This is a genomic window from Pseudarthrobacter sp. TE3704 (assembly GCF_056279405.1).
Map to the genome: position 1 here is coordinate 399,617 of NZ_JBWCCJ010000001.1, position 22,823 is coordinate 422,439.

Here is a 22,823-nt window from a genome sequence, read left to right on the forward strand (position 1 = left end):
GAAGGGGTCGTGCGGTCGGATCGGTCATTCTCTCGGGCAACCCGATCGTGGTGGATGCGCTTCGGTGCCCCGACCAGATCGGCGGGTACAGGAGGATCCTTCTCGTCATCAGATGTCATGAGGGTCATCCTAGGGGTTATCCATAAATGAACGCAGTACGTGTAGCCGTTCCCGCCACACAGGCGCGTCCACCTCAACACGGACGCCACCACGGCAGGCGGGACTCCCGTTAAGCTCTACGTATGGAGGTTCGAGATTCTCCGGGAGATGCGACCAGGGACATTAATCAGGAGCTTAGCCAGCGGCGCGGCTGGCTTCTGACAGTCGCCGTCGGATTCGCCCTGCACATCCTCAGTTTTGTTATCGGGCTGAAGACGGTGGGGCCGCTGTGCGGCAGTCCTCTGCTTCCGAACAGCACCGCAGCCGAAATGGCCGACGTGCAGATGCGGACTACCGGGTTGGCGGCAGAGTGCTACCGGAATATCGATGCCGCTACGGTACCGGTCTGGATTCTGATGACGCTGGGAATCAGCCTCGTCCTTGTGGGGGTCGCCGTCCGGATAGTTGGTATCCGCCGGTCAGTTAACCGATCCGAGAAGCTGGCCGCCGCGGGGCAGGACTAAGCGGCCTGCCGTTGAGGAGCAGGTGAAGCTACGCTGCGCGGGGCGCGTCAATAATGGCCATTTGGCCGGTCTCCGGAACGCCAGGGAACTGCGCCTGCGGGGCTTCACCGTTGGTAGCCGCGGCCCCGTCCGCGGAGCGCATGCGGAACAGCGCTACCGCTGAGATGAGGAACCAGGCGATGTTCGTGACCACGGACGGCCATGCCTCGTGGAATGCGCCGTTCACGATAAAGGCGCAGGAACCGAGGAGGTTCGCGATCTGGAAGCCCTTGCCGGCTTTGAGCCAACCCATGGATACGGCGAGGTACGCGCTGAGTATTGCAACCGCGCCTGCCCAGCCCGCAATTTCCCACAGCAGTTCCATGATGTCCCTTCACAGTTGATGCCCAGCCGATAATCACCCGGCGTAACTAGCCCTTTAGCAGCAATTATGAGCAGGCCCAAGCTTTAGATCAATTGCATTCCTCTGAAGACATGGTTTAGAACTGCTTAACATGGATATCGATCCGCGCCGGCTCCGTGTGCTCCTTGCGATTGCCCGTACCGGCGGCGTGCTCGCCGCCGCTGACGAACTGGGAATTACGGCCTCCGCGGTCTCCCAGCAGCTCAACAAACTTGAGGAGGAAACAGGGCACTCGCTGGTCCTTCGCACACCCAAAGGCTCGGTGCTGACACCGGCCGGACTGGCGATAGCCGAAGCCGGAGAAGAGATTGAACGCGCCCTCAGCGTCGCCCGCGCCCGCATCGAAGGCGGTGCCACCATTGCCGGCGTGGTGCGCGTCGGCGGATTCACCAGCTTTGTCCGGACCGTGGTGATCCCGCGCCTGCCCGAGTGGCGCATCCAGTACCCGCAATTGCAGATCCGGATGATTGAGGACGACTTCCCCGCCCTGATGCGGCTCCTCCGGCAGCGAGCCCTGGACGCCGTGGTGGTGGAGCTCGATTCGACGACGTCCGGCGAACGTTCGCTGTCCGCCGGAATGATAGAGGAACCCCTGCTGGACGAGCCCTGGAAACTGGTGGTTCCCGCCGGCGCCCTCCTTACCACCGAGAACATTGACCTTGGCCGCCTGCCATTTCCGTGGCTCGGCGTCGAGCCGTCAGCCGCCAACGCCTCGGTACTCGGCCGGCTCCGCCAGTCAACGGGTGTCCCGATGGAAACCGTGCATCAGTATCAGGACACGCTGACCGCGCTGGCACTGGTGGCTGCCGGCGAGGGCGCAGCCATCGTGCCCACCCTGGCGCTGACGGGCGTTGTCCAGGACGGGGTTGACGTCCTGGACGTCCCCGGGCTGGGTACGCGGCGCATCGTCCTCCGGCGCTTCGACAGGCGGCGGTCCGCCGGCACGCCCGTGGACACGGTGGCCCGCCTTCTGCGGGAATCGGCCGCGGCCTTCGACACGCGCTCTACATCTTCCTAGCGGCGTCCCTACTTCTTCGTCAGCCGGTACCGTTCGATCTGTTTGAGCCGCCGCAGGAGGCTGTCCCGCCGCGGGTGCGGGACGGCGTCGGCCGGTTCTGCGGTGAGGTCGATGTGCTTGGTGCCGTACTGCCACAGCAGCAGGTCATCCAGCAGCCGGTCCGGGCCGGGGGAGTAGCGGTGGTCCAGCGCCTTGCGGACCTCGGTGATGCGGTTGGCGCTGAGCAGCCCGGCCAGCTGCATGGTCTGGTTGAGGCCGTGCGCGGCGAGGAGCTCGGCAGCCCAGCCCCAGTCGTCGTCCACCTTCCGGTCCACGTGCGGCAGCAGAGTGCGCCACACGTCGCGGATCCGGTTGGGGGTCAACGGCGCCGCCCCCTCGCCGTCCGTGTCCCAGAAACTGCGCACTTCCTCGTACCGTTCGTGCAGGTCGGCGAACGCAGTTTCCACGGTTTCCAGCATGGCCGCCGTCGCCGTGAACTGGCGGTCGAAATGCGGGGTCCACGCCCTTGGGTCCTCGGCCTTGAACCGGATGTCGTGCTCGATCTCGCTCCAGGCGTGGGCGAAGATCGTGCGGATCTGGCATTCAAAAAAGTAGCTGCCGTTGGGCGCGATGTCCGGGTTGAAGACCTGCTGGTACTCCTTGACCGCCTCGTTCTGGATGGTCCGGAGGATCAGGTGGCGGCTGGAATACCCGTAGGTGCCGGACTCGATGGATCCGATGTCCTTCTCCCGGTCCCCCCGGCAGTCAAACAGTTGGCGCTGGCGCTTGATGATGTTGGCCACCGCGGCATTTTCCGCCGGCAGTTTGGTGATGACGCGGATCCCCACCATGTCGTTCAGGGTGCGGAACGGGTCCGGGAACTTCAGCACGGGAGGTCCGCCGGGCTCGAGCGGTTCTTCCGTCCGGGAAATCTTTTCCTTGAATGATTCCACGGTTTTGGTCCGGCCGGTCACGAACAGCGGGGTAACTTCGGAGTCCTTCAGCATGTCCCGCAGGATCAGCAGGACATCGCGCGTGACCAGCTTCAGGGCAGGGCGGACGCGCTCGTAAATCTCCACGTTGTGCTGCACGGATTCGCGCAGCGGCGCGTCCAGGCTTTCCCAGTGACTCGGCATGCTCCCAGCTTACGGCCGGGCTGTGACAGAACGACGGCGGCAGTAACCTTCAGCGTCCCGCGAGCGTTGAACCCCGCACCACCAGGGAACTTTCCAGCGTCAGGTCGGTGGGCTCCAGCGCCCGTCCCTCCATCAGCCGGCGCAGCTGTTCACCGGCCTTCAGGCCCAGGGGAGTGGCGGGCAGGTGCACGCTGGTGAGGCCGGGGCTGCTGGTGGCGGAGTAGGGAAGGTCGTCGAAGCCGGCCACGGCCAGCTCCTCCGGGATTTTCACCCCTGCCACGCGCGCTTCCTGCAGCACACCGTAGGCGTGCGTATCGGTGGCGCAGACCACGGCGGTGATCCCGTTCCGCTGCCAGTCCGGCCAGGCGTGGGCGAAGGCGGCCGCTGCCGCTCCGACGTCGATGGTTGTGCTCCGCACGTCGGCGGAATCCACCGTCATGCCGCGCGCTGCCGCCTCGGCCAGGAATGCATCGCGGCGGATGGCGAAGGTAGTGGTCCCGGTAACGCTGTCCAGGTAGGCCGCCCGACGATGCCCGGCGTCGGCAAGATGCGCGGCCAGTTCCCGCGCTCCAGAGGCCACGTCCAGGTTCACGGCCGGCGCGAACGACTCCATCCCGGGTGCGTCCAGCAGCACCAGGGGCCCGCCCACGGACAGGTCCTCAAGGAAGTCGGCGTTCGGGGCGTCAACCAGGAGCCCGGCCGGGCGCAGGGACATCAGCTTGCGGACGTCGGCTGCCTTCGGAAACTCGCCCGAGTCCGTGACGGACAGCAGCAGCTGGTAGCTGGGGCCCAGCGATTCGCGGACCCCGGCGATGACCTTGGCGAAGAACGGGTTGGAAATGTCCGGGGCCACCAGGATCACGATGGAACTGACGCCCCTGGCCAGGGAGCTGCCGATGCCGTCCACCACGTAGCCCAGCTCGGCAATGGCGTCCCGCACCCGGGAAATGTTGTCCTCGGAAACGCGGCCTGCGGTCTTGCCGTTGGCCACCAGTGACACAGTGGCCACCGAGACCCCGGCGCGCTCGGCAACCATGGCGGCCGTGATCCGCCGGTGGCGCGGCGGCTGCTGCACCTGTTCCACGGATTCCATACCTCGATCGTAGTAGCAACACAACACTTTCAGGCAGCGCATGGCATCAAGCGTTTGACGTAAGTGGGCCCACGCCCGCAGGGTTCCCTGTCCGAGCTTGCGAGGAGAGGGGGCGGGTGGGGAGCGTTAAGCGTTTGACGTGACCGCCGAAACAGTGTCATGATCACTCCGGAATGCTGAGCCTCCTGCCACCCCAGGCAGGACCCCAATGACGTGGAGAACCATCGTGGAACCAAATCCCCAGCCCGCAAGCCAGGCCGGACGCACCAAAATCATCCTGGACTGCGACCCCGGGCACGACGATGCCGTGGCGCTGCTGCTCGCGCACGGCAACCCCGCCATCGACCTGCTGGCCGTCACCACGGTGGTGGGCAACCAGACCCTGGAAAAGGTCACCCGCAACGCCCTGGCCGTCGGCACCATCGCCGGCATCACCGGCGTCCCCTTCGCCGCCGGCTGCGGCCGCCCCCTGGTCCGCAGCATCGAAACCGCGCCGGACATCCACGGCGAGTCCGGCATGGACGGCCCCGCCCTCCCCGAGTCCACCATCGAGCTGGACCCCCGCCACGCCGTCGACCTCATCATCGACACCGTGATGGCGCACGAGCCGGGCACCGTCACCCTGGTTCCCACCGCGGGCCTCACCAACATCGCCCTGGCCGCCCGCAAGGAACCTCGCATCGTGGAGCGCGTCAAGGAAGTTGTCCTCATGGGCGGCGGCTACCACGTGGGCAACTGGAGCGCGGTGGCCGAGTTCAACATCATCATCGATCCCGAGGCCGCCCACATCGTCTTCAACGAAAAGTGGCCCGTGGTGATGGTGGGCCTCGACCTGACCCACCAGGCGCTGGCCACCCCGGACGTCGTCGAAAAGATCGCGGCCATCGGCACCAAACCCGCACAGTTCGTCACGGAACTGATGGACTTCTTCGCCCACACCTATAAGGACGCGCAGGGCTTTGACTTCCCGCCCGTGCATGATCCGTGCGCCGTGGCCTACGTCATCGATCCCAGCATCGTCAGCACCCGCAAGGTGCCGGTGAACATCGAACTGCAGGGCACCTTGACCCTGGGCATGACCGTGGCGGACTTCCGTGCCCCGGCCCCGGCTGACTGCCACACCAGCGTTGCGGTGGACCTGGACCACACGAAGTTCTGGGACCTGGTCACCGATGCGCTGGTCCGCATCGGCGAGCCGTCCGACGCCGACAGCCGCGAAGGCGCGGCCCTCACCGCCGGAGGGGTCAAGTAGATGACTGCCACGATCACCGCACCCAAGACCGGCCGCGGCAATGTCACCGCGCTGATGATCGCCCTCCTGGCGGCCTGCGTGGCCTTCCAGCTCAACGCCTCCATGCTCAGCCCCGCCCTGGTCACCATGGGCGAAGAACTTAAAACGGACCAGGCCGTCATCGGGCTGTCGCAGACCTGGTTCTTCACCGCGGCCGCCCTGTTCTCCCTGTTCCTGCCGAGGCTGAGCGACATCATCGGCCGCAAGAAGGTCCTGCTGGGCATGATGCTGCTTATGGCCGCCGGCTCCGTCATCGCAGCCCTGGCACCGGATGTGACCTGGCTGTTCGTGGGCCGCATCATCCAGGGCGTCAGCGGACCTACCGTGCCGCTCTGCCTGATCATGCTGCGCTCCGCCGTCAGCAACCCCCGTAAATACGGCACCCTGATGGGCCTCATCACCGCCGTGAACGGCGGCGTGGCCGGCGTCGATTCCTTCGTGGGCGGCTACTTCGCGGAGCACTACGGCTTCCGCAGCATCTTCTGGCTCATGGTGGTCCTTGCTGTTGTGGCCACCGCGCTGATCGCCTTCCTCGCCGCTGAAAGCAAGCCGGCGGCCGGCACCACCATGGACTGGCGCGGTGTGTTCTTCATCGTGGTGGCCGTGGGCGCCCTGCTGACAGCGCTTAACGAAGGCTCCAAGCTGGTGGGCGCCTTCTCCTCCGGAACCCTCGTACTGAGCCTCGCACTCGTGGCCGTCTCCGCCGTCGCGTTCCTCGCCTTCTGGCGGACGGAAAAGCGGGCCAGCCAGCCGATGGTGGAAACGGTGCACCTGCGCCAGCGCGCCACCTGGGCACCGCTGCTCACCACCACCCTCACCATGACGGGCATCTTCGCCGTGATCAACGGCATCGTCCCCGCCTACGTGCAGGCCGCCGAGCCCGGCTTCGGCATCGGCCCCACGGAGATGTCGCTGATCATCCTCACCCCGTACGCCCTGCTCGGCTGGCTCGTCGGCCCGCTGAGCGGCAAGCTGGCACCCGTCCTCGGCTACACCAAAGTGCTGCGCATCGGACTCCTCGGGAGTGTTGCCGCGCTCGCCATCATCGCGTTCTTCGGTCTCAACAGCCTCCCCCTGATGATCGCCGGCACGGTCTTGCTGGGCATCATGTACGCCGGTACGGTCAACATCATGCTCAATGGACTCGGCGTTGTCCTCTCGCCCGCGGGCAACCCCGGCTTCCTGCCCGGCATGAATGCCGGTGCCTTCAACCTCGGCGCGGGCCTGAGCTTCCTCATCCTGCCCGCCGTGCTGGTGGCGACGTCTGCACTCGGCGATGCGCAGGCTTCCTACCTGACCGTTGTGGTGGTGGGCCTGGCCCTGACCGTGGCCGCGTTCGCCGCCTCGCTGCTGATCCCCAAGCCGATCGAGGCTGAGGTGGCCGAATGAGCGGCGGAACCACCGGCGCCGGAAAGACCGGCCGGATCGTCGTCGTCGGCTCCCTGAACGCGGACCTGACCATCTACTGCGAACGCCTCCCGCTGCCCGGCGAGACGGTGCACGGCAACGGCTTCGCCGTGAACCCGGGCGGCAAGAGCGCCAACCAGGCCGTCGCCGCGGGCAGGCTGGGCGGCCGGGTCAGCCTCGTCGGTGCCGTGGGGGAGGACCCTAACGGCGACATGCTGCTCGCCTCGGTTGCCGGGGCGGGTGTGGACGTGGGACACGTCCGGACGTCCAGCGAGCCCACGGGCGTTGCGGTCATCGCCGTGGATTCACGCGGCGAGAACAACATCATCATCTCGGCCGGGGCCAACGGCACCCTCTCCCCGGCCGACGTCGCCGAGGCAGGCGACGTCCTGGACGGCGCCGCCGTCGTCAGCCTCTGCCTTGAAGTCGCCATGGAAACGGTGGTGGCAGCCGCGCAGGCAGGGCACGACGCCGGCGCAACAGTCCTGTTGAACCTCTCGCCGTACGCGGAGGTCCCCGCCGCCCTGGCCGTCCTCGCCGATGTCCTGCTGGTGAATGCGCACGAGGCCGCGCTGTTCCTGGGCGCCGGCGCGTCGGTGCCGGGCGCTGAGGCCGCCGCCGCAGAGTGGGACGCCGTGCGGGAACGGTTCGCGGAGCGGGGGATCCGGCAGGTGCTGGTGACGCTGGGTTCGCAGGGCTCCGTGGTGCTGGACTCGCTGGCCGGGCCTGGCGCCCGCGTGACGTTCATCAAGCCCACGAAGGTGGACGCGGTGGACACCACGGGGGCCGGAGATGCCTTCACCGGCGCGGTTGCCGTGCGCCTGGCCGCAGGGGATGCGCTCGCCGATGCTGCCGCGTTCGCTTCGGTGGCCGCGGCCCTGGCCACCACCCGGAAAGGCACGCAGGCGGCGTACCCGGAAGTAACCGACGTCCAACGGCGCCTGCTGGGCAGTCACGGCCCTTAACAGTTACAGGCCGGGCAAGTAATTAAGATAGCCTTACCTTGCCAAATTGCCGTGCGGTCCCAGAGCCGCCCCCTGAGAAGAGCCCCAACGTGCCCACTCGACGCTTACTCGCTGCCGCCGCAGGCCTGACAGTACTGGCATCCGCCCTGACCGGTTGCGGCATCATCGGTGGACAGCCTGCCGACCTGCAGATCTACTCAGCCCGCCACTATGACCTGGAGGGCGCGTTCGGGCAGTTCACGGACGAAACGGGCATCACCGTGGAGTTCATCAGCGGTGACGACGCAGAACTTCTCGAGCGCCTGAAAGCCGAGGGGGAAGACTCCCCGGCGGACGTTTTTATGACGGTGGACGCCGGCAACCTGTGGAATGCGGCGCGCCAGGATGAGCTCGCCGCCATTGATTCAGCCGCCCTCAATGAAGCAGTCCCGGAGGACCTCCGTGACGCGCAGGGGCGCTGGTTCGGGCTGGCCATGCGGGCACGCACCGTCACCTATAACCCCCAGAACGTGGATCCCGCTGACTTCGACGCGGCGGACACCTACGCCGGGCTGACGGACCCGAAGTGGAAGGGGCGGCTGTGCATGCGTGACGCCACCTCGTCCTACACCCAGTCCCTCGTCGCGAGCCTGATCGACCTGCACGGCCGGGAGAAGGCCCTGGAGATTGCCAAGGGCTGGGTGGCCAACGACGTTCAGATCATGAGCAACGACGTACTGCTGCTTGAGGCGATCGACGCCGGCACCTGCGACGTGGGCATCAACAACCACTACTACCTGGCCCGGACGCTGGAGGACAAACCCGATTTCAAGGTGGACCTCTACTGGGCAAGCCAGGAAGGCGCCGGGACGCACGTCAACATTTCCGGTGCGGGCGTGGTGGAGGGCTCCGACAACGCCGGGGACGCGCAGCGGCTCATCGAGTGGCTCGCCACGAAGGGCCAGAACGCCTTCGTCGACGCCAACCACGAATTCCCGGTCAACCCGGCAGCCAAACCCGAGCCGGTGATTGCGGGCTTTGGTGACTTCAAGCGGATGCCGCTGAACGCCGAAGCCTACGGCGACCTCAACGCCGCGGCCGTGGACCTGCTCGCCGAGGCCGGATACAAGTGACCGAAACGGCGGTCCTCGCTGAAGCGGGGACGCCGAAACGCCGTCCCCGCCGGACGGCCGGTGCCGGGCGCCCGGCGTGGTCCGCACTCGTGGTCCTGGTGGCCGTGGTGGTTGCCACCCCCGTGTTCGCCGTGGTTGTTGATGGCCTGGGCAGCGTGGGCGACACCGCACCGCCACGGGGACTTTCCGGCATGGTGCTCACCACCCTGCTCCTGATGCTGGGAGTGGCAGCGGGCTCCCTCCTGGTGGGCGGCGGCCTCGCATGGCTCGTCACCGCCTACCGCTTTCCGCTGCGCAATGTCTTCGCCTGGCTGCTGGTCCTGCCATTGGCCGTACCCGCCTACATCCTGGGCTTCGTCTTCCTCTCCGTGTTCGACGTCTCCGGGCCGGTGCAGACCGCCCTGCGTGCCGTACTGGGGCCGGACGTCTGGGTCCCCGACGTCCGGTCGCTGCCGGGCGCGGTGCTGGTGATGTCGCTGTCCCTCTACCCCTACGTCTACCTCCTGGCGCGCACCGCGCTCAGTGAGCACGCATCCGGCACGTATGACGCAGCCCGGACCCTCGGTGCAGGGCGGGGACGCGCACTCCGGCGGGTCCTGCTGCCGCTCGCCAGGCCGTCGCTGGCCGCCGGCATGGCCCTGGTGATGATGGAGACGCTCACCGACTTCGCGACGGTGCAGTACTTCAACGTCCAGACCGTTTCCGTGGGTGTCTACCTGGTCTGGAAGGGCACCTTCAACTTCCACGCCGCAACCCAGCTGGCCGTCCTGGTCCTGCTGTTCGCCGTTGCCGTCCTGGCGGGGGAGCGGGCCCTGCGCGGCCGGGCACGCTATCACCGGCAGGGCGGAAGGGGACAGGGCCTGCAGCCGACAACGCTGCACGGCGGCCGTGGCTGGGCTGCCGCCGCTCTGTGCACGGCTGCCGTCAGCACAGGCTTCCTGATCCCCGTCCTCCAGCTGCTGGGATGGGCCGTGGGCGGGGCCGTCAAAAACCCCGGCTTCCTCGCGGATCCGCGCTTCGGCGAGTACATCGTCAATACCCTTTTGGTCGCGGCAGTCACTGCTGCGGCCTGCGTATTCATCTCCGTGGCAGTGGGGCACGGCGTCCGCCTCAGCGGGGGCAGGTTCGTTTCCTCGGCGGCGCAGCTGACCACCTTCGGGTACGCCGTGCCGGGCGCCGTGGTGGGCATCGGCGTCCTCATCTCCTTCGCGGCACTGGATGATGCCCTCGAGGCTGCAGGTGTTCCTGGCGGCACCGGGCTGCTGGTCACCGGTTCGGTCCTGGGCATCCTTTACGCCTACGTGATCCGTTTCCTCGCCCCCGCCTACCAGGCCGTGGACGCCAGCTTCGCGAAAATCCCGGCAACCCTCACCTTCTCGGCGCTCAGCCTGGGCGCCGGCCCACGGCGCATCCTGGCGCGGGTCCATGTTCCCCTGGCACGGTCCGGGATTGCCGTGGCCCTGATGCTGGTGGCAATCGACGCCGTCAAGGAACTGCCCATCGTGCTGCTGCTCCGGCCCTTCGGCTTCACCACGGCGTCCGTCTGGGTCTACGAACTTGCCCGCGAAAACTTCTGGGAAAAGGCGTCGCTGCCCGCACTGGTGATCGTCGCGGCCGCCGTCCTCCCCGTCCTGGTCCTCGTCAGGCAGGCCCGCCGCAATGAAACACCTGGAAAGGTCCCGGCATGACCATTCGTGTGGCACGTGGAAAGCATCCTGCCGGCACGGACGGTGCTCCTGCAGCGCTCGTCTTCGAAGGCGTCAGCAAAAACTACGGCTCGGCCGTGGGCGTCGATACGCTGGACCTGTCAGTTCCGGCCGGCGAGCTGGTGACCGTCATCGGGCCGTCCGGCTGCGGCAAGTCGACCACACTCCGCCTCGCCGCAGGGTTGGAACGGCCGGACAAGGGCACCATCCGGGTGGCCGGGGACGTCGTGGCGGACAAGCGCCGCTTCGTGGAACCCGAGCGGCGCCGGGTAGGGCTCGTCTTCCAGGACTACGCACTGTTTCCGCACATGACCGTGGCGCAGAACGTGGAGTTCGGGCTGGACAGGCTGAGCCGTGGTGAGCGCAAAGCCCGGGCCGGGGAAGTCCTGGACCTGGTACGCCTTGCCCACTTTGCGGGCCGGTACCCGCACGAGCTTTCCGGCGGCGAACAGCAGCGCGTGGCGCTCGCCCGCGCATTGGCGCCCCGCCCCGCCGTCGTCCTCCTGGATGAGCCGTTCTCAAGCCTGGACGAGTCGCTGCGCGCGCAGGTGCGCCGGGACACCGTGGCAACGCTGCGTGAGGCCGGCACCACCGGCGTCCTCGTCACCCACGACCAGACAGAGGCGCTCTCCGTCGGCACCCGGGTGGTGGTGATGCGCGGCGGCGTCATCGAACAGGCGGACACGCCGGAGAAGGTCTTCGAGCAGCCCGCCACCAGATTTGTGGCCTCCTTCATGGGCGACGCGGACTTCCTCCCCGCCCATGTGCACCGCGCCCTCCTGACCTGCGAAATCGGCGTCGTTTCCACCGTGCCGGGCTGGGCCAACAGCGAGGCGGACGTGGACGTGGTGCTGCGGCCGCACGAGGTGGCGCTGCGCCCGGACCCCGATTCCCCGGCGCGCGTCTCGGCCGTCGAGTACCACGGCGCCTTTGTCCTTCACTACGTCAGGCTGGCCTCGGGACGCACCGTGCGCTCCTGGCAGCCCCACACCGTCCGCCACCCCGTGGGAACAGCGGTGGCCGTGACCGTGGCGGCAGGGACCACACCCACGCTGCTGCTGGGCGACCACGCCATCACTTCCCCGCCCCCGGGCAGCTCCCTGCATCAACGGTCGCCCGAGCCCGTCCAGCTAAGTTAGGCCAGCTTTATGTCCACATATATCGCCCCGGTGACGCAATGACCGCGCAGCCAGACCTCGCCCGGGCCGCTTTCACCGACCTCGCCCGCCACGGCGACCGCCCGGCAGTGCTCAGCGCTGACGGCGTCCTGTCCTACCGGGAGCTTGCCTCCCGCGTTGACGACGCCGCCGCCCGCCTGGGAACGGCACGCCGGCTGGTGGTGCTGGCAGCGCAGAACGACCTGGACTCGCTGGTGGCCTACCTCGCAGCCCTGTCCGCCGGCCACGTCCTGTTGCTGGCCCCGGCCGACAAACCGGAGGCCCTCGCGTCCCTCATGCACGCCTATGACCCGGACGTGCTGCTGCGCTCCGGCGACGGCCACGGGGTGCCCGTGCTCGAGGAGCGGCGCAACGGCTCCCGGCATCACCTGCATCCTGAACTGGCGCTGCTGCTCAGCACCTCGGGCTCGACGGGCTCGCCGAAACTGGTGCGCCTCTCCCACACCAACCTCACGGCCAACGCCGAGGCCATCGCCGAGTACCTGGGCATTGGGGCCGATGACAGGGCCGCCACCACGCTGCCCCTGCATTACTGCTACGGCCTGTCAGTTGTGAACAGCCACCTGATCCGCGGGGCAGGGCTGGTGCTCACGGACCTCTCGGTGGTGGACCCCTGCTTCTGGGATCTCTTCCGGGATCGGCAGGCCACCTCCTTCGCGGCCGTTCCCTACACCTTCGACCTCCTGGACCGGGTCGGCTTCGCGGACGAGGACCTGCCGCACCTGCGCTACGTCACCCAGGCCGGCGGGCGGCTGGCGCCGGAGAAGGTGCGCTCCTGGGCGGAAACCGGGCAGCGCCGCGGCTGGGACCTCTTTGTGATGTACGGGGCAACGGAAGCAACGGCCCGGATGGCCTACCTTCCGCCGGACCTTGCCGCCGACCATGCCGACACCATCGGGGTCCCCGTGCCGGGCGGATCCTTCCGCATCGACCCCGTGGAGGACCTGGCAGACGGGGAACTGGTCTACAGCGGCCCCAACGTCATGCTCGGGTACGCCGAGGATCCCGCAGACCTCGCACTCGGCCGGGAAGTCCACGAACTGCGCACCGGCGACCTCGCCCGCCGGCAGCCCAACGGCCTGTATGAGGTGGTGGGGCGGCGCAGCCGGTTCGTGAAGATCGTGGGCCTGCGCGTGGACCTCGGGCAGGTGGAGCGGATCCTTGCCGACATGGGGATCACCTCGGCCGCCGCCGGCACGGACGACCGTCTGGTAATCGCCGTCGAAGGCGGGCACGACGGCGGAATCCTCGCCAAAACCCTGGCCGGCACGCTCGGGCTGCCCCGCGCCGCCGTCGTGATCCATACTGTGGAAGCCCTGCCGCGCCTGGCCACCGGCAAGGTGGACTACCCGGGGGTCCTGGCCCTTGCCGCTCCGGAGCCCGCTGCTGCGGGTGCCGCCGGTGCAACCAGCGCCGCCGTTGCGGATCACGCGGCAACAGCCCAAGCCGCTCCGGCGGGTCCAGCCCCAGCCGGCCACGTCGACGACATCCGGACCATTTTCGCCGAAGCCCTGGAATGTCCCGTGGTGGGGGACGATGACACGTTCGTCTCCCTTGACGGCGACTCGCTGTCCTACGTGGCAGTCTCCGTGCAGCTGGAACGCGTCCTGGGACAGCTTCCCGCCGACTGGCACCTCTTGCCGGTGCGGGAACTGGAGCGCCGCCGGAAGCCCCGGCGGCGGAGCCCCTTCTCCTTCCTGGAGACCTCGATTGTGCTCCGGGCCGTCGCCATCGTGTGCATCGTGGCCACGCACGTGGAGCTGATCATGTTCCAGACCGCCCACCTGCTCTTCGCGGTGGCCGGCTACAACTTCGCACGGTTCCAGCTGGCCGACCAGCGGGTAACCCGGCTGCGCCGCCAGCTCCGCGGCGTTGCCCGGATAGTGGTGCCCTCCACGGCCTTCATCGCCGTGGCCTACCTCCTCACGGACCACTACACGGTGGCCAACATTTTCCTGCTCAACGCGATGGTGGGGCCCGAGGCGGTAACCACGCAGTGGCATTTCTGGTTCGTGGAGCTGCTGGTGTACATCCTGCTGGCCGTGGCAGCGCTCATGGCCGTGCCCTGGGTTGACCGGCTGGAGCGCCGGGCACCTTTTGCCTTTGCACTGGGCCTGGTGGCCATCGCGCTGCTGAGCCGGTACGACGTCGTGGATCCCGGCCTGCCCAAACCCCCGCCCGTCTTCTGGATCTTCGCGCTCGGCTGGGCACTCGCGCGGGCCCGCACGCACCTCCACAGGATCACTGTCTCCGCCATCACCCTGGTGACCCTGCCGGGCTTCTTTGGCAGCAGCGTCAGGGATGTCACCGTCGCCGCAGGAATCCTGCTGCTGGTGTGGGTGCCGGCGCTGCCTGTGCCCGCGTTCCTGCGCCGGGTCATCGGCTGGCTGGCCGCGGCGTCGCTGTACATCTACCTCACCCACTGGCTGGTCTACCCGCTGCTGCTTCCTGTCAACCCGGTCCTGGCCGTCGTCGGGTCCCTCGTGCTGGGGGTGGGCTACTGGGCCCTGTGCCGGTGGCTGCCGGCTGCAGCCGGGCGGCTCTGGGCCAGGCGGTTCAGTTCAACAGCCAGGCCGCGCCCAGCAGCAGGGGCACCGCTAGAACCGAGGTGATCACCGCCGTCGACTGCGCGAGGCTCTGCCCCACGCGGTAACGGACGGCGTACAGGACCACGTTCTGGCCGGTGGGGAGGATGGCGCAGGCGGTGACCACGAACGTGCTGAACGCATCCAGGCGGAACACGAACACGGCCAGCACCCACGCCAGGGCGGGCTGGACGGCTGATTTGAGGATCACGGCCACCGTGGTGGGCGCACCGTCGCCGTTGGTGCCGCGGGGCGACAGGCCGTGCAGCGACATGCCGAAAATCATCAGCATGAGGGGGACGGTCACTTGGGCGATCAGCGACAGCGGATCCAGGATCAGTTCGGGAACCTGGATCCCGACGGCGCTGACGATGATTCCGAGGATGGCCGCCACCGTCACGGGGTTGCGGAAGGGCGTGGCCAGGATGCGCCCGATGGAGGGCTTTTCCGCGTCGGGATCGCTGAGGTCCAGGATGGTGAGGGCGATCGGGGTGATGACGGCGAGCTGGAACAGCATGATGGGCGTGACGTAGGTGGCGCTGCCCAGCACGTAGGACGACAGCGGGACGCCGAGGTTGGTGGAGTTCACGATGCCGGTGGCCAGTGCTCCGATGGTCGTCCTGCGGACCCCCCATCTGGCGATGGCGCCGATGATGGCGAACACGGCCATCATGGCTGCCGCCGTGGCCACCGAGATCAGGCCTGTTGTGCTGAGGACGTCGGAGATGTGCCGCGAGGCGATCAGGGAGAACATCAGGCTGGGCAGCCCCACCAGGAACGTCAGGGTGGAGAGCACCTTTGTGCCGTGCGGGCCCAGGGCATTTGTTTTGCCCAGGATGTAGCCGACCAGCATGACCGCGCCCACCACAAAGAAGCCCTTTAAGACTCCATCCAAGATACTGTCCTCAATGTCGGTCCGCCGTCAGTGCGGTGGTTCGTCCCGCCGGGCGACCGAATGGGGAGCCCGCTCCATCAGATGCTATCGGTGGGGGCGGCGCGGTGATCAATCCGGGCCGTCAGACCGTCGATCCGGTCAAGCGCGGTGCTGAGGCGTTCCACAGCGGACCACAGGTCCTGGTGCTGTTCACGGATCTGCTCAAGGGTGGCGCCCGCGGACCGCAGCGACGCAAGGTCGAAACTGACGTTGGTCCGCGCCCCGGCCACCGCCGCACGCAGTGCCCCGAACGCGACGACGACATCGGCAATGAGCGCCGGGTTGCCGTTGGCCGCCAGCCAGGCCAGGTCATCGACGGCTTCGATGGCGCGCTCGCCGAGCACGGCCGATGACTTGGCGGCGTCGAGTGACGCGCGGTGGATGGCTTCCTCCCGGTCCGGACCCGGATCCAGGCGGAATGCGGCACCAAAGGCCTGCGACGCCGTCGCATCCTCATCGGCGAGCTGCAGAGCCTCCCGCCGGAGGGCCTGGGCCCGCTCCCGGATCTCCGCCACTTCCGCGGCCTCGTGCTCTTTCGGTTCCGTGTAACCGGCAACCATGGACGTCAGTGACGCCGCCACGGCAAGCATCAGCCCGGACCCGGCGCCACCGCCCGGGGAACCGGTGGACTGGGCCAGGGCCTCCGTCCATTCATCGACCGTCGAGTCCTGGGTAGTAATAGTTTCCGCAGCATCCATGACAACACCGTGCCCAGAAACGGTCCCTGCCAAACGGGGAGGTCCATTCCGGGGCCTTCGGCGATGCTCACATGATGCCTGTGGGCACCAGCAGGACCCATGCCAGTGCCGGGGCGGTCAGCACCACGGCTCCGGCGTAGATCATCAGCTGCTTGTAGACGCGCTGCCTGTCGTTTTCGCGGGCGTTGGCCACCACAAGGGCACCGTCGGTGGAGAAGGGGGAAACGTCGACGACGGTGGCGGCAATAGCGAGTGCTGCCACCGTTCCGGAGGCGCTGAGGGTGCTGGTGGCCAGGAGCGGGCCGGCCAGGGGGATGAAGGCGGTGAGCAGCGCCGTCGAGGAGGCGAAGGCCGAGCCGACGCCTATCACGTAGCAAAGGACGAGTGCGATGAGCAGCGGTGCTCCCAGTGCCAGGGCCTGCTCGGCGAGGGTGTCGATGACTCCGACGTGCTGGAGCAGGGAGACGTAGGTGATCATGCCGGCCACCAGCAGGACCGTGGACCAGGAAATGCCGCCGATGAACGTCTGGTGTTCCTTGATGTTGATGAGGGCCAGCAGGAGGCCCGCGGAGAGGGCAACAAATCCGATGGGCATGCGGAAGCCCAAGGTGCAGACGAGCATCGCAACGATCAGCACCAGGGTGAGGATCTGCTGGCCGTGCGGCCTGATGGTGACCGGTACTACCAGGTCGGCGTGCTGGCCCTTTTCGCCGTCCCGGAGGCGTCCCAGGAGGGCGAAGATGACGATTGTCAGGACGGACAGGATGAGGTTGAGGGCGAAGCTGGCCGTGAAGAGGGCACCCTGGGAGATGGGGAAGCCGTTGTCCAGCGCGATGTCATGGACCAGCACGCCCGCCACGGACAGCGGGGAGAAGCCGCCCGCGTGCGCTCCGTTGATGATGAAGGCGCCCATCAGGACGGGATGGATGCGCGACTCGTAGGCGAATCCGATCGCCGCGGGTGCCAGCAGTGCGACGGCGGCAGGGGAGAAGGTGCCCAGCGCCGTCAGCGCCGCGGCCAGCAGGAAGAAGACCCAGGGAAGCACCAGCGTCTTGCCCCGGACGAGGCGGACGCAGCTCTGGACGATGATGTCGATGGTGCCGTTCCGCTGCGCCATGCTGAAGAAGTAGGTGACACCGATGATGGTCAGGACAATGCTGGCAGGGAATTCCGCAAGGATTTCCCGGTCGGTCATTCCCAGCATGAAGTAGCCGATGCCGAAGGATGCCACCAGGCCCATTACACCGATGTTCAGGGGCCATTTCGTGGCCACGATGAACATCACCACGAGGACGACGAGCGGGACGATCTGGGTCGCGGTCATGGTCGGCTCCGAATCCGTGGTGGCCGCCGGGGTGAAGAGGTTCCCTCCCAGCACGATGGCCACCAGACTCAGAAGCGCGAAACCGGCAGCCGCAATCAGTAGGATACGGCGGCGGGGCCGGGGCCCGGGACTGTGCTCCCAGGAATCGCCCTCCGGGGCAGCGGTCTGTTGCTCGGTGCTAATCATGTGGTCTCCTCATGGATCGGGTCCCCGCATGCAGGGTGCTGGGGCGTGCGAAGGAGGCAGGGTGACTGGTAGGTCCCCTGCCTCCTTCTGGTGCTGTCCCGCCCCGCGCCCGTCCTTCGGGGTTCCTGTTGCGATGGAATGCGGGGTGGGACATCCCTGCCGGGCGTTACCGGCAGCCAGTGGGGGACCGGATGGAGGCGGTCCCGCCGGATGGTTGGTTGAACAGTGCGGTCAGTTGAGCCGGTCTGCGCGGACTGCGAGTACCGGGCAGGTGGCGTCCAGCAGGATGCGCTGGACGGTGCTTCCCAGGATGAGTTTCCCCACCATGGAGCGGTGCCGCAGGCCGATGACGATCATGTCCACGTTCCGGTCCTGGGCGATCTGGATGACTGCGTCGCCGGGGTCTGCGAGGACCGAGGATTCGAGATGCAGTGCCTGCCCTGCTGCCTGCAGCCGGTCTTCGATGTCCTTCAGGTCATTCGCCTCCAGGCCGTGATGGCCGCGGCCAACATGGACCACAAGGAGGTCTGCTTTCCTGAGCACTGCTTCGGCGATGCCCTGGGTGAGGGCTTCGCGGCCCTCAGGTGCGGGGGCGTAGGCAACGAGAACCGTCATGGTTTGTCTCTTCCGTCGTTTTTGGTGGTGGGCATGCTGGTTCCTAGACGAGTGTGTTGAGCCAGCCCTGGGGCAGGTCGATGGGAAGGAGCGACGGGAGTGCGAGGAGCACCACGTACAGCACCGCTGTGTAGACCACCGCCGTCTTGAGCCGGGCCCTTGCGACTATCAGGAGGAAGGCCGGGATGAAGATCGTGACTGCGATCAGGTATCCGAAGGCGGCCGTGAGGGCCAGGAACCCTGTCATCCATAGGAAGGTCTTGAACGCGAACTTTGCGTCGAGGGTCCAGCCTGCCTTCGCGGGCTGTGTGGCAAGGATTCCCTCTGCCTCCTCGGAGATGGTTTGACCTGCCTTAGGCGTCCTGCCGCGAAGCCTTGTCCGGATCTCAATGAAGAGCAGGATGCCGGAGAAGACCAGGCCTCCGATGCTGACCAGTTGGGGCACCAGCCGGGCCTCGGGCGAGAACGACGCCGAGGACATCAGTGCTGCGGCGAAGGCGGCGGCGAAGATGCCTGCGGCGGCGAGGGACCAGGTGGAGTCCTTCAGGGGGCTTTCGTCATCTTCCGGGCGCTCGTCCCGGTGTCCGTCGTCGAGGTTGGTGTTCCTGCGGGCGCGGATGAACTTGATGAAGGCCCAGAGGATGGGCAGGATCAGGATGGCGAGGAAGACCAGCACGCCGGGGCGGGCCATCCAGTCCAGTCCGTTGTAGAGGCTGTCGGTGAGGAAGTAGTAGCGTTCCAGCGGGATTGCCAGGACGAACCCGATGAGGAATGGGGCGCGGGGGAATCCGGTGGACTTCAGCAGCCAGCCGAAAACGCCGAGGATGATCATCACCCAGAGGTCGCCGAGCTGGCCGCCCTCCTGGAAGGAGCCGAGCAGCATAACGGCCACGAGGCCTGCAGCCAGGACGGCGAAGGGGACCTTGGTGAGCTTGGCCAGCTGCTTGACGCTGAGGAAGCAGAACAGGGCCCCGAGGATGGAAGCAATCGCGAAGGACCACACGATGAGGTACATCAGGTCCAGGTGTTCGGTGATGATGGACGGGCCCGGCTGGATTCCGTACGTGAGCAGCATGCCCAGGAGCATTGCCGAGGGGACGCCGCCGGGGATGCCGAACAGAAGGGTGGGGATGAGGTCGCCGGCTTCGACGGAGTTGTTGGCGCTTTCGGGGCCGACGATGCCGCGGGGGTCGCCCTTGCCGAACTGGCGCTTGTCCTTGGCGGTTGCAACGGCCTGGCCGTAGGCCAGCCATGTTCCGGCGGTGGCGCCGACGCCGGGCAGCACGCCTGCCCAGATGCCGATGAGGGCGCCTCGAATGACCTGTGTCCAGTGGGACAGCCATTCCCGGATGCCCTTGCCCCAGCCTCCGCCAACGGTGATGGTCTCCGTCTGGCCGCGGCGCTGGCTGGCCCGTGAGGCGATTTCGGCCAGGCCGAAGATGCCCAGGGCCACGGCTACCAGTGACAGTCCGTCGCCGAGGAACAGGCTGCCGAAGGTGAAGCGTTCCTCGGCCGTTGTGGGTGAGGTGCCCACCATGCCGAGGACCAGGCCGAGGAGGCCTGCGGAGATGCCCTTGATGATGTTGCCGCGGGAGAGAACGGCGGCGAGGGCTACACCGAGGACTGTCAGCATGAACAGTTCCGGGCTTGCGAAGGACAGCACGAGGGGCCGGGCGAGGGGTATGGCGAGCGTGAGGCCGACGGCGCCGATGATGCCGCCTGCCATGGAGGACAGGAACGCAAGCGTCAGTGCCCTGGCGGCCTGCCCTTTTTTCGCCATGGAGTAGCCGTCGAGCATTGTCACGCTGGCTGAGGCGGAGCCGGGGGCACCAAGCAGCACGGCCGAGACGGTGTCTGACGTGTGGACCACGGCGAGTGCGCCGATGAGGAGTGCCAGGGCCTGTGGCGGTTCCATGCCGAAGGTGATGGGCAGGAGGATGGCGACGGCGCCTGTGCCGCCGAGGCCGGGGATGAGGCCCATGATGAGGCCGGCGACTGTGCCGATCAGGAGCATGATGAGCAGGGACGGGTCAGCGAGTGATGCCAGCGCTGCCATAGCGGAGTCAAGCATGATGGTCCTTATTCAACGTGGATGTTGTAGGTGCTCTCGAGCAAGTCCTTGACGTAGGACCTGACGGAGCTGCTGACGGTGTAGGCGTCCCTGACGCGGTTGGCCATGTCCGCGTCCGCTACCAGGGGGTAGCCGCCCAGGACTTTCGCTGCCTTTGCCTGGAAGTCCTGGTCGGCGCCGAGCTTTTCGTTTGATTCACGCAGCAGCTTGATGGCCTTCTCGGGCGTGTCCTTGGGGACCCAAAGGCCCTTTTGGTAGGTGTACGTCAGGCCGAGCAGGGTCTTGTACGCCTCGAACTTTTCCCCTGAGGGCTTCTTGCCGTGCAGCTGCTCGTAGGCTTCCACGACCGTGGGCACGTCCGGGAAGTTGGGGTCCCGGATGACGTCGCCCGAGCCGTCCAACTGCCCGAAGGACATCAGCACGGTGGCTTTGCCCTCCTTGGCGATGCCCTCCACGGCGGAGCCGTAGGCGGAGGTGGTCTGGTAATCCAGGTCGATTTCTCCGCGCTGCAGCGCCAGGTTGACCGGGCCGCGGCCTTCGAAGCCGAAGGTGGAGGTCACGTCGGCTTCGAGCAGATCGAAGGCGACGAGGGTGGTGATGTCCAGCCCGGTGGCGCTGATGCCTCCGAATTCGAGGGGCTTGTCCCTGTGGATGAGGTCGCCGATGCCGTTGACGCCGGCTTCCGTCCGGGCGTAGATGACGCCGCCGGTGCCGTTGACCACCACGGGTTTCAGGTCCTCGAACGAGTACTTCACGGCCGAGCGGCCCAGGACCCACGGAACCACGGTAGACGCGGTGCCCACCAGGATCTCGGTACCGTCGGTCTTTGCCGAGCGGGCGAACTTGTTGGTGCCCGAGATGCCCTCGCCACCGGGTTCGTTGACGGGCGCGAAACCGGGGCGGCCGGGGATGTAGTTGGTCAGCTCCGTACCGATGAAGCGGGCCCAGGTGTCGGTGCCGCCGCCGGAGGCCAGGGGAATCAGGAATTCAACGGTTTCGCCGCTGTAGTTCCCGTCTTCGGTGCTGGAGGGCGGGTTCAGGAGCCCTTCGCCCAGCACGGTTGTTGCCAGGCCAAGAACGGCGAAGGAGGCTATTGCTCCCAGCACCATGCGGCGGCTGTGCTTGGCCGGTTCGGGCTGTTCCGTGGCCGTTGTTTCCTGGAGGCCTTCGGGAGGTTCCAGGGAAGACTTTTGACTCGTCATTGAGGGGTCCTTAATTCATGTGCCGTGTCAGCTGTGGGGGCAGCCGGAGGGGGCGTGCTTGTAATGGGGCGCTTTACCAGGTGTCCGGCAGCAGGAGTTCCGCGTCGGCAAGCCGCCGGGCGCTGCGCAGCGCACCGACAACGGGGACCCCGTCCCTGGCTTCAGACCAGGTCTGGACCAGGCCGGCAGGGGTCCGCAGGGTGACGCCCTCTGAAACGTCACTGGAAATGAGGTTCGCCGCCACGGTTCCGGTGTGCTGGGCCGCCATGGTCAGAGCAACGCTGCCCGTGATCGCAAGGGCCGGGTGGAGGCGGCCCATGGACAGCATGCGGACCACCAGGTCCGCTTCGTCGGACTGCCCGGCCCTGGCCACGAGGGCCAGTTTGGGAATGGCGCGTTCGGCTTCCGCCCGGCTTCCGGCCAGTCCCATCTGCACCGCAGCGTCACGGCGCATGTCATCGAGATGCACCAGCAGTTCGGTCCGCGAATCGATCTCTGCTGCCGTTTCGTGGCCGGTCAGGCCCACGGATTCGGCTTCCACGATGACAACGGGAGCGCCGGCGTCGATAAGCGTTGCGGGCACCTGCCTGCCGTCAAAGGTGACCTTGTCCATTGGCTCCCCGGTGGGGAAGAGCTTTCCCGTTGTCCGTCCGGCGGGGTCGAAGAAGCCCATTCCCACAGGCATGCCCGGGAACGGTACACCGGGGATGACCTGGTCGCCGGAGTAACCCAGTTCGCCGCCGGGTGTATCGACCTTTTGCAGGATGAGTTGATTGGTGTTGGTGTTCAGGGTGCGGACCAGCGTGGTCTCAGGACCCGCTTCCACCCAGCCGCGTTCGATGGCATACGGGGCGACGACGGCCGAGCAGTTGCCGCAGTTGCTGCCCCAGTCGACGCGCTGTTCCTCGATCCCCACCTGGGCGAAGGTGTAATCCACGTCCGCTTCATCGGAGAGCGAGCGGGACAGGATGACAGCCTTGCTGGTGGTGGATGTACCGCCGCCAACACCATCGATCTGGCGGTTATCAGGACTTCCGTAGAGCCGCAGGAGGACCTCATCCACGGTCTTCCCCGGGACCTGCAGGCTGTCCCATTCGAAGACCCAGCACTTGCTGGTTCCGCCACGCATCCAGGCGGCAGGGATCTTTACCATGATTGCTTTCACACCTTTCCCGGCGCCGGAATACGGGCGATTTGCCCTGTCGGCTAACCCAGTGTGATGCCCATCCCAGATGAATTACAAACGCTAAAAACTGCATATCCCTGCACTTTTACTTCATTCTTAGCGCCCTGAAAC

Annotated in this window: 19 protein-coding genes; 9 read left to right on the forward strand and 10 right to left on the reverse strand. The window is 67.0% G+C overall.

Annotated elements, in window-relative coordinates:
- Nucleotides 1–242: 242 nt before the first annotated feature.
- A complete protein-coding gene (locus tag ACZ9BC_RS01925) occupies nucleotides 243–623 on the forward strand; it encodes a hypothetical protein (RefSeq protein ID WP_476244484.1) in 381 nt (126 codons plus the stop codon).
- A gap of 28 nt (nucleotides 624–651) precedes the next feature.
- Here the strand turns inward: ACZ9BC_RS01925 and ACZ9BC_RS01930 are convergent, their stop codons facing one another.
- Nucleotides 652–987 (reverse strand): CBU_0592 family membrane protein, encoded by a 336-nt coding sequence (locus ACZ9BC_RS01930; RefSeq protein WP_476244485.1) that lies wholly within the window; start codon nucleotides 985–987, stop codon nucleotides 652–654.
- A 130-nt stretch (nucleotides 988–1,117) separates the two neighbouring features.
- Here ACZ9BC_RS01930 and ACZ9BC_RS01935 point away from each other — a divergent pair, with 130 nt between their 5' ends.
- On the forward strand, nucleotides 1,118–2,044 hold the full coding sequence (locus ACZ9BC_RS01935; RefSeq protein WP_476244486.1) for a LysR family transcriptional regulator: 927 nt from the start codon (nucleotides 1,118–1,120) through the stop codon (nucleotides 2,042–2,044).
- Nucleotides 2,045–2,052: 8 nt separating this feature from the next.
- Here the strand turns inward: ACZ9BC_RS01935 and ACZ9BC_RS01940 are convergent, their stop codons facing one another.
- Together ACZ9BC_RS01940 and ACZ9BC_RS01945 are read right to left on the reverse strand one after the other, a co-directional pair.
- Entirely contained in the window at nucleotides 2,053–3,159 is a 1,107-nt protein-coding gene (locus tag ACZ9BC_RS01940) for a GTP pyrophosphokinase (protein ID WP_079596995.1), read from the reverse strand.
- A gap of 49 nt (nucleotides 3,160–3,208) precedes the next feature.
- Complete coding sequence (locus tag ACZ9BC_RS01945) at nucleotides 3,209–4,252, reverse strand: LacI family DNA-binding transcriptional regulator (protein WP_476244487.1); 1,044 nt, start codon at nucleotides 4,250–4,252, stop codon at nucleotides 3,209–3,211.
- A gap of 208 nt (nucleotides 4,253–4,460) precedes the next feature.
- On the opposite strand from ACZ9BC_RS01945, the gene uriH reads away from it, so the two are divergent.
- The 7 genes from uriH to ACZ9BC_RS01980 all read left to right on the forward strand — a co-directional run bounded on the left by uriH (nucleotide 4,461) and on the right by ACZ9BC_RS01980 (nucleotide 14,523).
- Nucleotides 4,461–5,504, forward strand: coding sequence for a uridine-preferring nucleoside hydrolase UriH (gene uriH / locus ACZ9BC_RS01950; protein WP_275728340.1), 1,044 nt, complete (start codon nucleotides 4,461–4,463; stop codon nucleotides 5,502–5,504).
- The gene (gene uriT / locus ACZ9BC_RS01955; protein WP_476244488.1) at nucleotides 5,505–6,932 is read left to right on the forward strand and encodes a uridine transporter UriT; all 1,428 of its coding nucleotides are present in this window, start codon (nucleotides 5,505–5,507) and stop codon (nucleotides 6,930–6,932) included.
- On the forward strand, nucleotides 6,929–7,915 hold the full coding sequence (locus ACZ9BC_RS01960) for a ribokinase (RefSeq protein WP_476244489.1): 987 nt from the start codon (nucleotides 6,929–6,931) through the stop codon (nucleotides 7,913–7,915). Before uriT ends, ACZ9BC_RS01960 begins: the two co-directional genes overlap by 4 nt.
- Before the next feature lie 89 nt (nucleotides 7,916–8,004).
- On the forward strand, nucleotides 8,005–9,027 hold the full coding sequence (locus ACZ9BC_RS01965; RefSeq protein WP_079596990.1) for an extracellular solute-binding protein: 1,023 nt from the start codon (nucleotides 8,005–8,007) through the stop codon (nucleotides 9,025–9,027).
- Nucleotides 9,024–10,715: an ABC transporter permease gene (locus ACZ9BC_RS01970; RefSeq protein ID WP_476244490.1), complete on the forward strand. Its 1,692-nt coding sequence runs from the start codon at nucleotides 9,024–9,026 to the stop codon at nucleotides 10,713–10,715. The genes ACZ9BC_RS01965 and ACZ9BC_RS01970 overlap by 4 nt, the downstream gene beginning before the upstream one ends.
- A complete protein-coding gene (locus tag ACZ9BC_RS01975) occupies nucleotides 10,712–11,872 on the forward strand; it encodes an ABC transporter ATP-binding protein (RefSeq protein WP_476244491.1) in 1,161 nt (386 codons plus the stop codon). Before ACZ9BC_RS01970 ends, ACZ9BC_RS01975 begins: the two co-directional genes overlap by 4 nt.
- Nucleotides 11,873–11,910: 38 nt before the next feature.
- Nucleotides 11,911–14,523: an AMP-binding protein gene (locus ACZ9BC_RS01980; protein ID WP_476244492.1), complete on the forward strand. Its 2,613-nt coding sequence runs from the start codon at nucleotides 11,911–11,913 to the stop codon at nucleotides 14,521–14,523.
- Here ACZ9BC_RS01980 and ACZ9BC_RS01985 read toward each other — a convergent pair.
- From ACZ9BC_RS01985 to ACZ9BC_RS02015, 7 genes are all read right to left on the reverse strand, one after another.
- Complete coding sequence (locus ACZ9BC_RS01985; protein ID WP_476244493.1) at nucleotides 14,468–15,391, reverse strand: AEC family transporter; 924 nt, start codon at nucleotides 15,389–15,391, stop codon at nucleotides 14,468–14,470. The two genes, ACZ9BC_RS01980 and ACZ9BC_RS01985, sit on opposite strands and share 56 nt — an antisense overlap.
- 77 nt (nucleotides 15,392–15,468) lie before the next feature.
- A complete protein-coding gene (locus tag ACZ9BC_RS01990) occupies nucleotides 15,469–16,128 on the reverse strand; it encodes a cyclodeaminase/cyclohydrolase family protein (RefSeq protein WP_476244494.1) in 660 nt (219 codons plus the stop codon).
- Between the two features lie 67 nt (nucleotides 16,129–16,195).
- Nucleotides 16,196–17,638 (reverse strand): SLC13 family permease, encoded by a 1,443-nt coding sequence (locus tag ACZ9BC_RS01995; protein ID WP_476244495.1) that lies wholly within the window; start codon nucleotides 17,636–17,638, stop codon nucleotides 16,196–16,198.
- A gap of 231 nt (nucleotides 17,639–17,869) precedes the next feature.
- Nucleotides 17,870–18,253 (reverse strand): universal stress protein, encoded by a 384-nt coding sequence (locus ACZ9BC_RS02000; protein WP_476244496.1) that lies wholly within the window; start codon nucleotides 18,251–18,253, stop codon nucleotides 17,870–17,872.
- 43 nt (nucleotides 18,254–18,296) lie between these two features.
- Entirely contained in the window at nucleotides 18,297–20,324 is a 2,028-nt protein-coding gene (locus tag ACZ9BC_RS02005; protein ID WP_476244497.1) for a tripartite tricarboxylate transporter permease, read from the reverse strand.
- Between the two features lie 8 nt (nucleotides 20,325–20,332).
- Nucleotides 20,333–21,526, reverse strand: a complete 1,194-nt coding sequence (locus ACZ9BC_RS02010; protein WP_476244498.1) for a type 2 periplasmic-binding domain-containing protein — start codon at nucleotides 21,524–21,526, stop codon at nucleotides 20,333–20,335.
- A gap of 73 nt (nucleotides 21,527–21,599) precedes the next feature.
- Nucleotides 21,600–22,679 (reverse strand): PrpF domain-containing protein, encoded by a 1,080-nt coding sequence (locus ACZ9BC_RS02015; RefSeq protein WP_476244499.1) that lies wholly within the window; start codon nucleotides 22,677–22,679, stop codon nucleotides 21,600–21,602.
- Nucleotides 22,680–22,823: the final 144 nt, after the last annotated feature.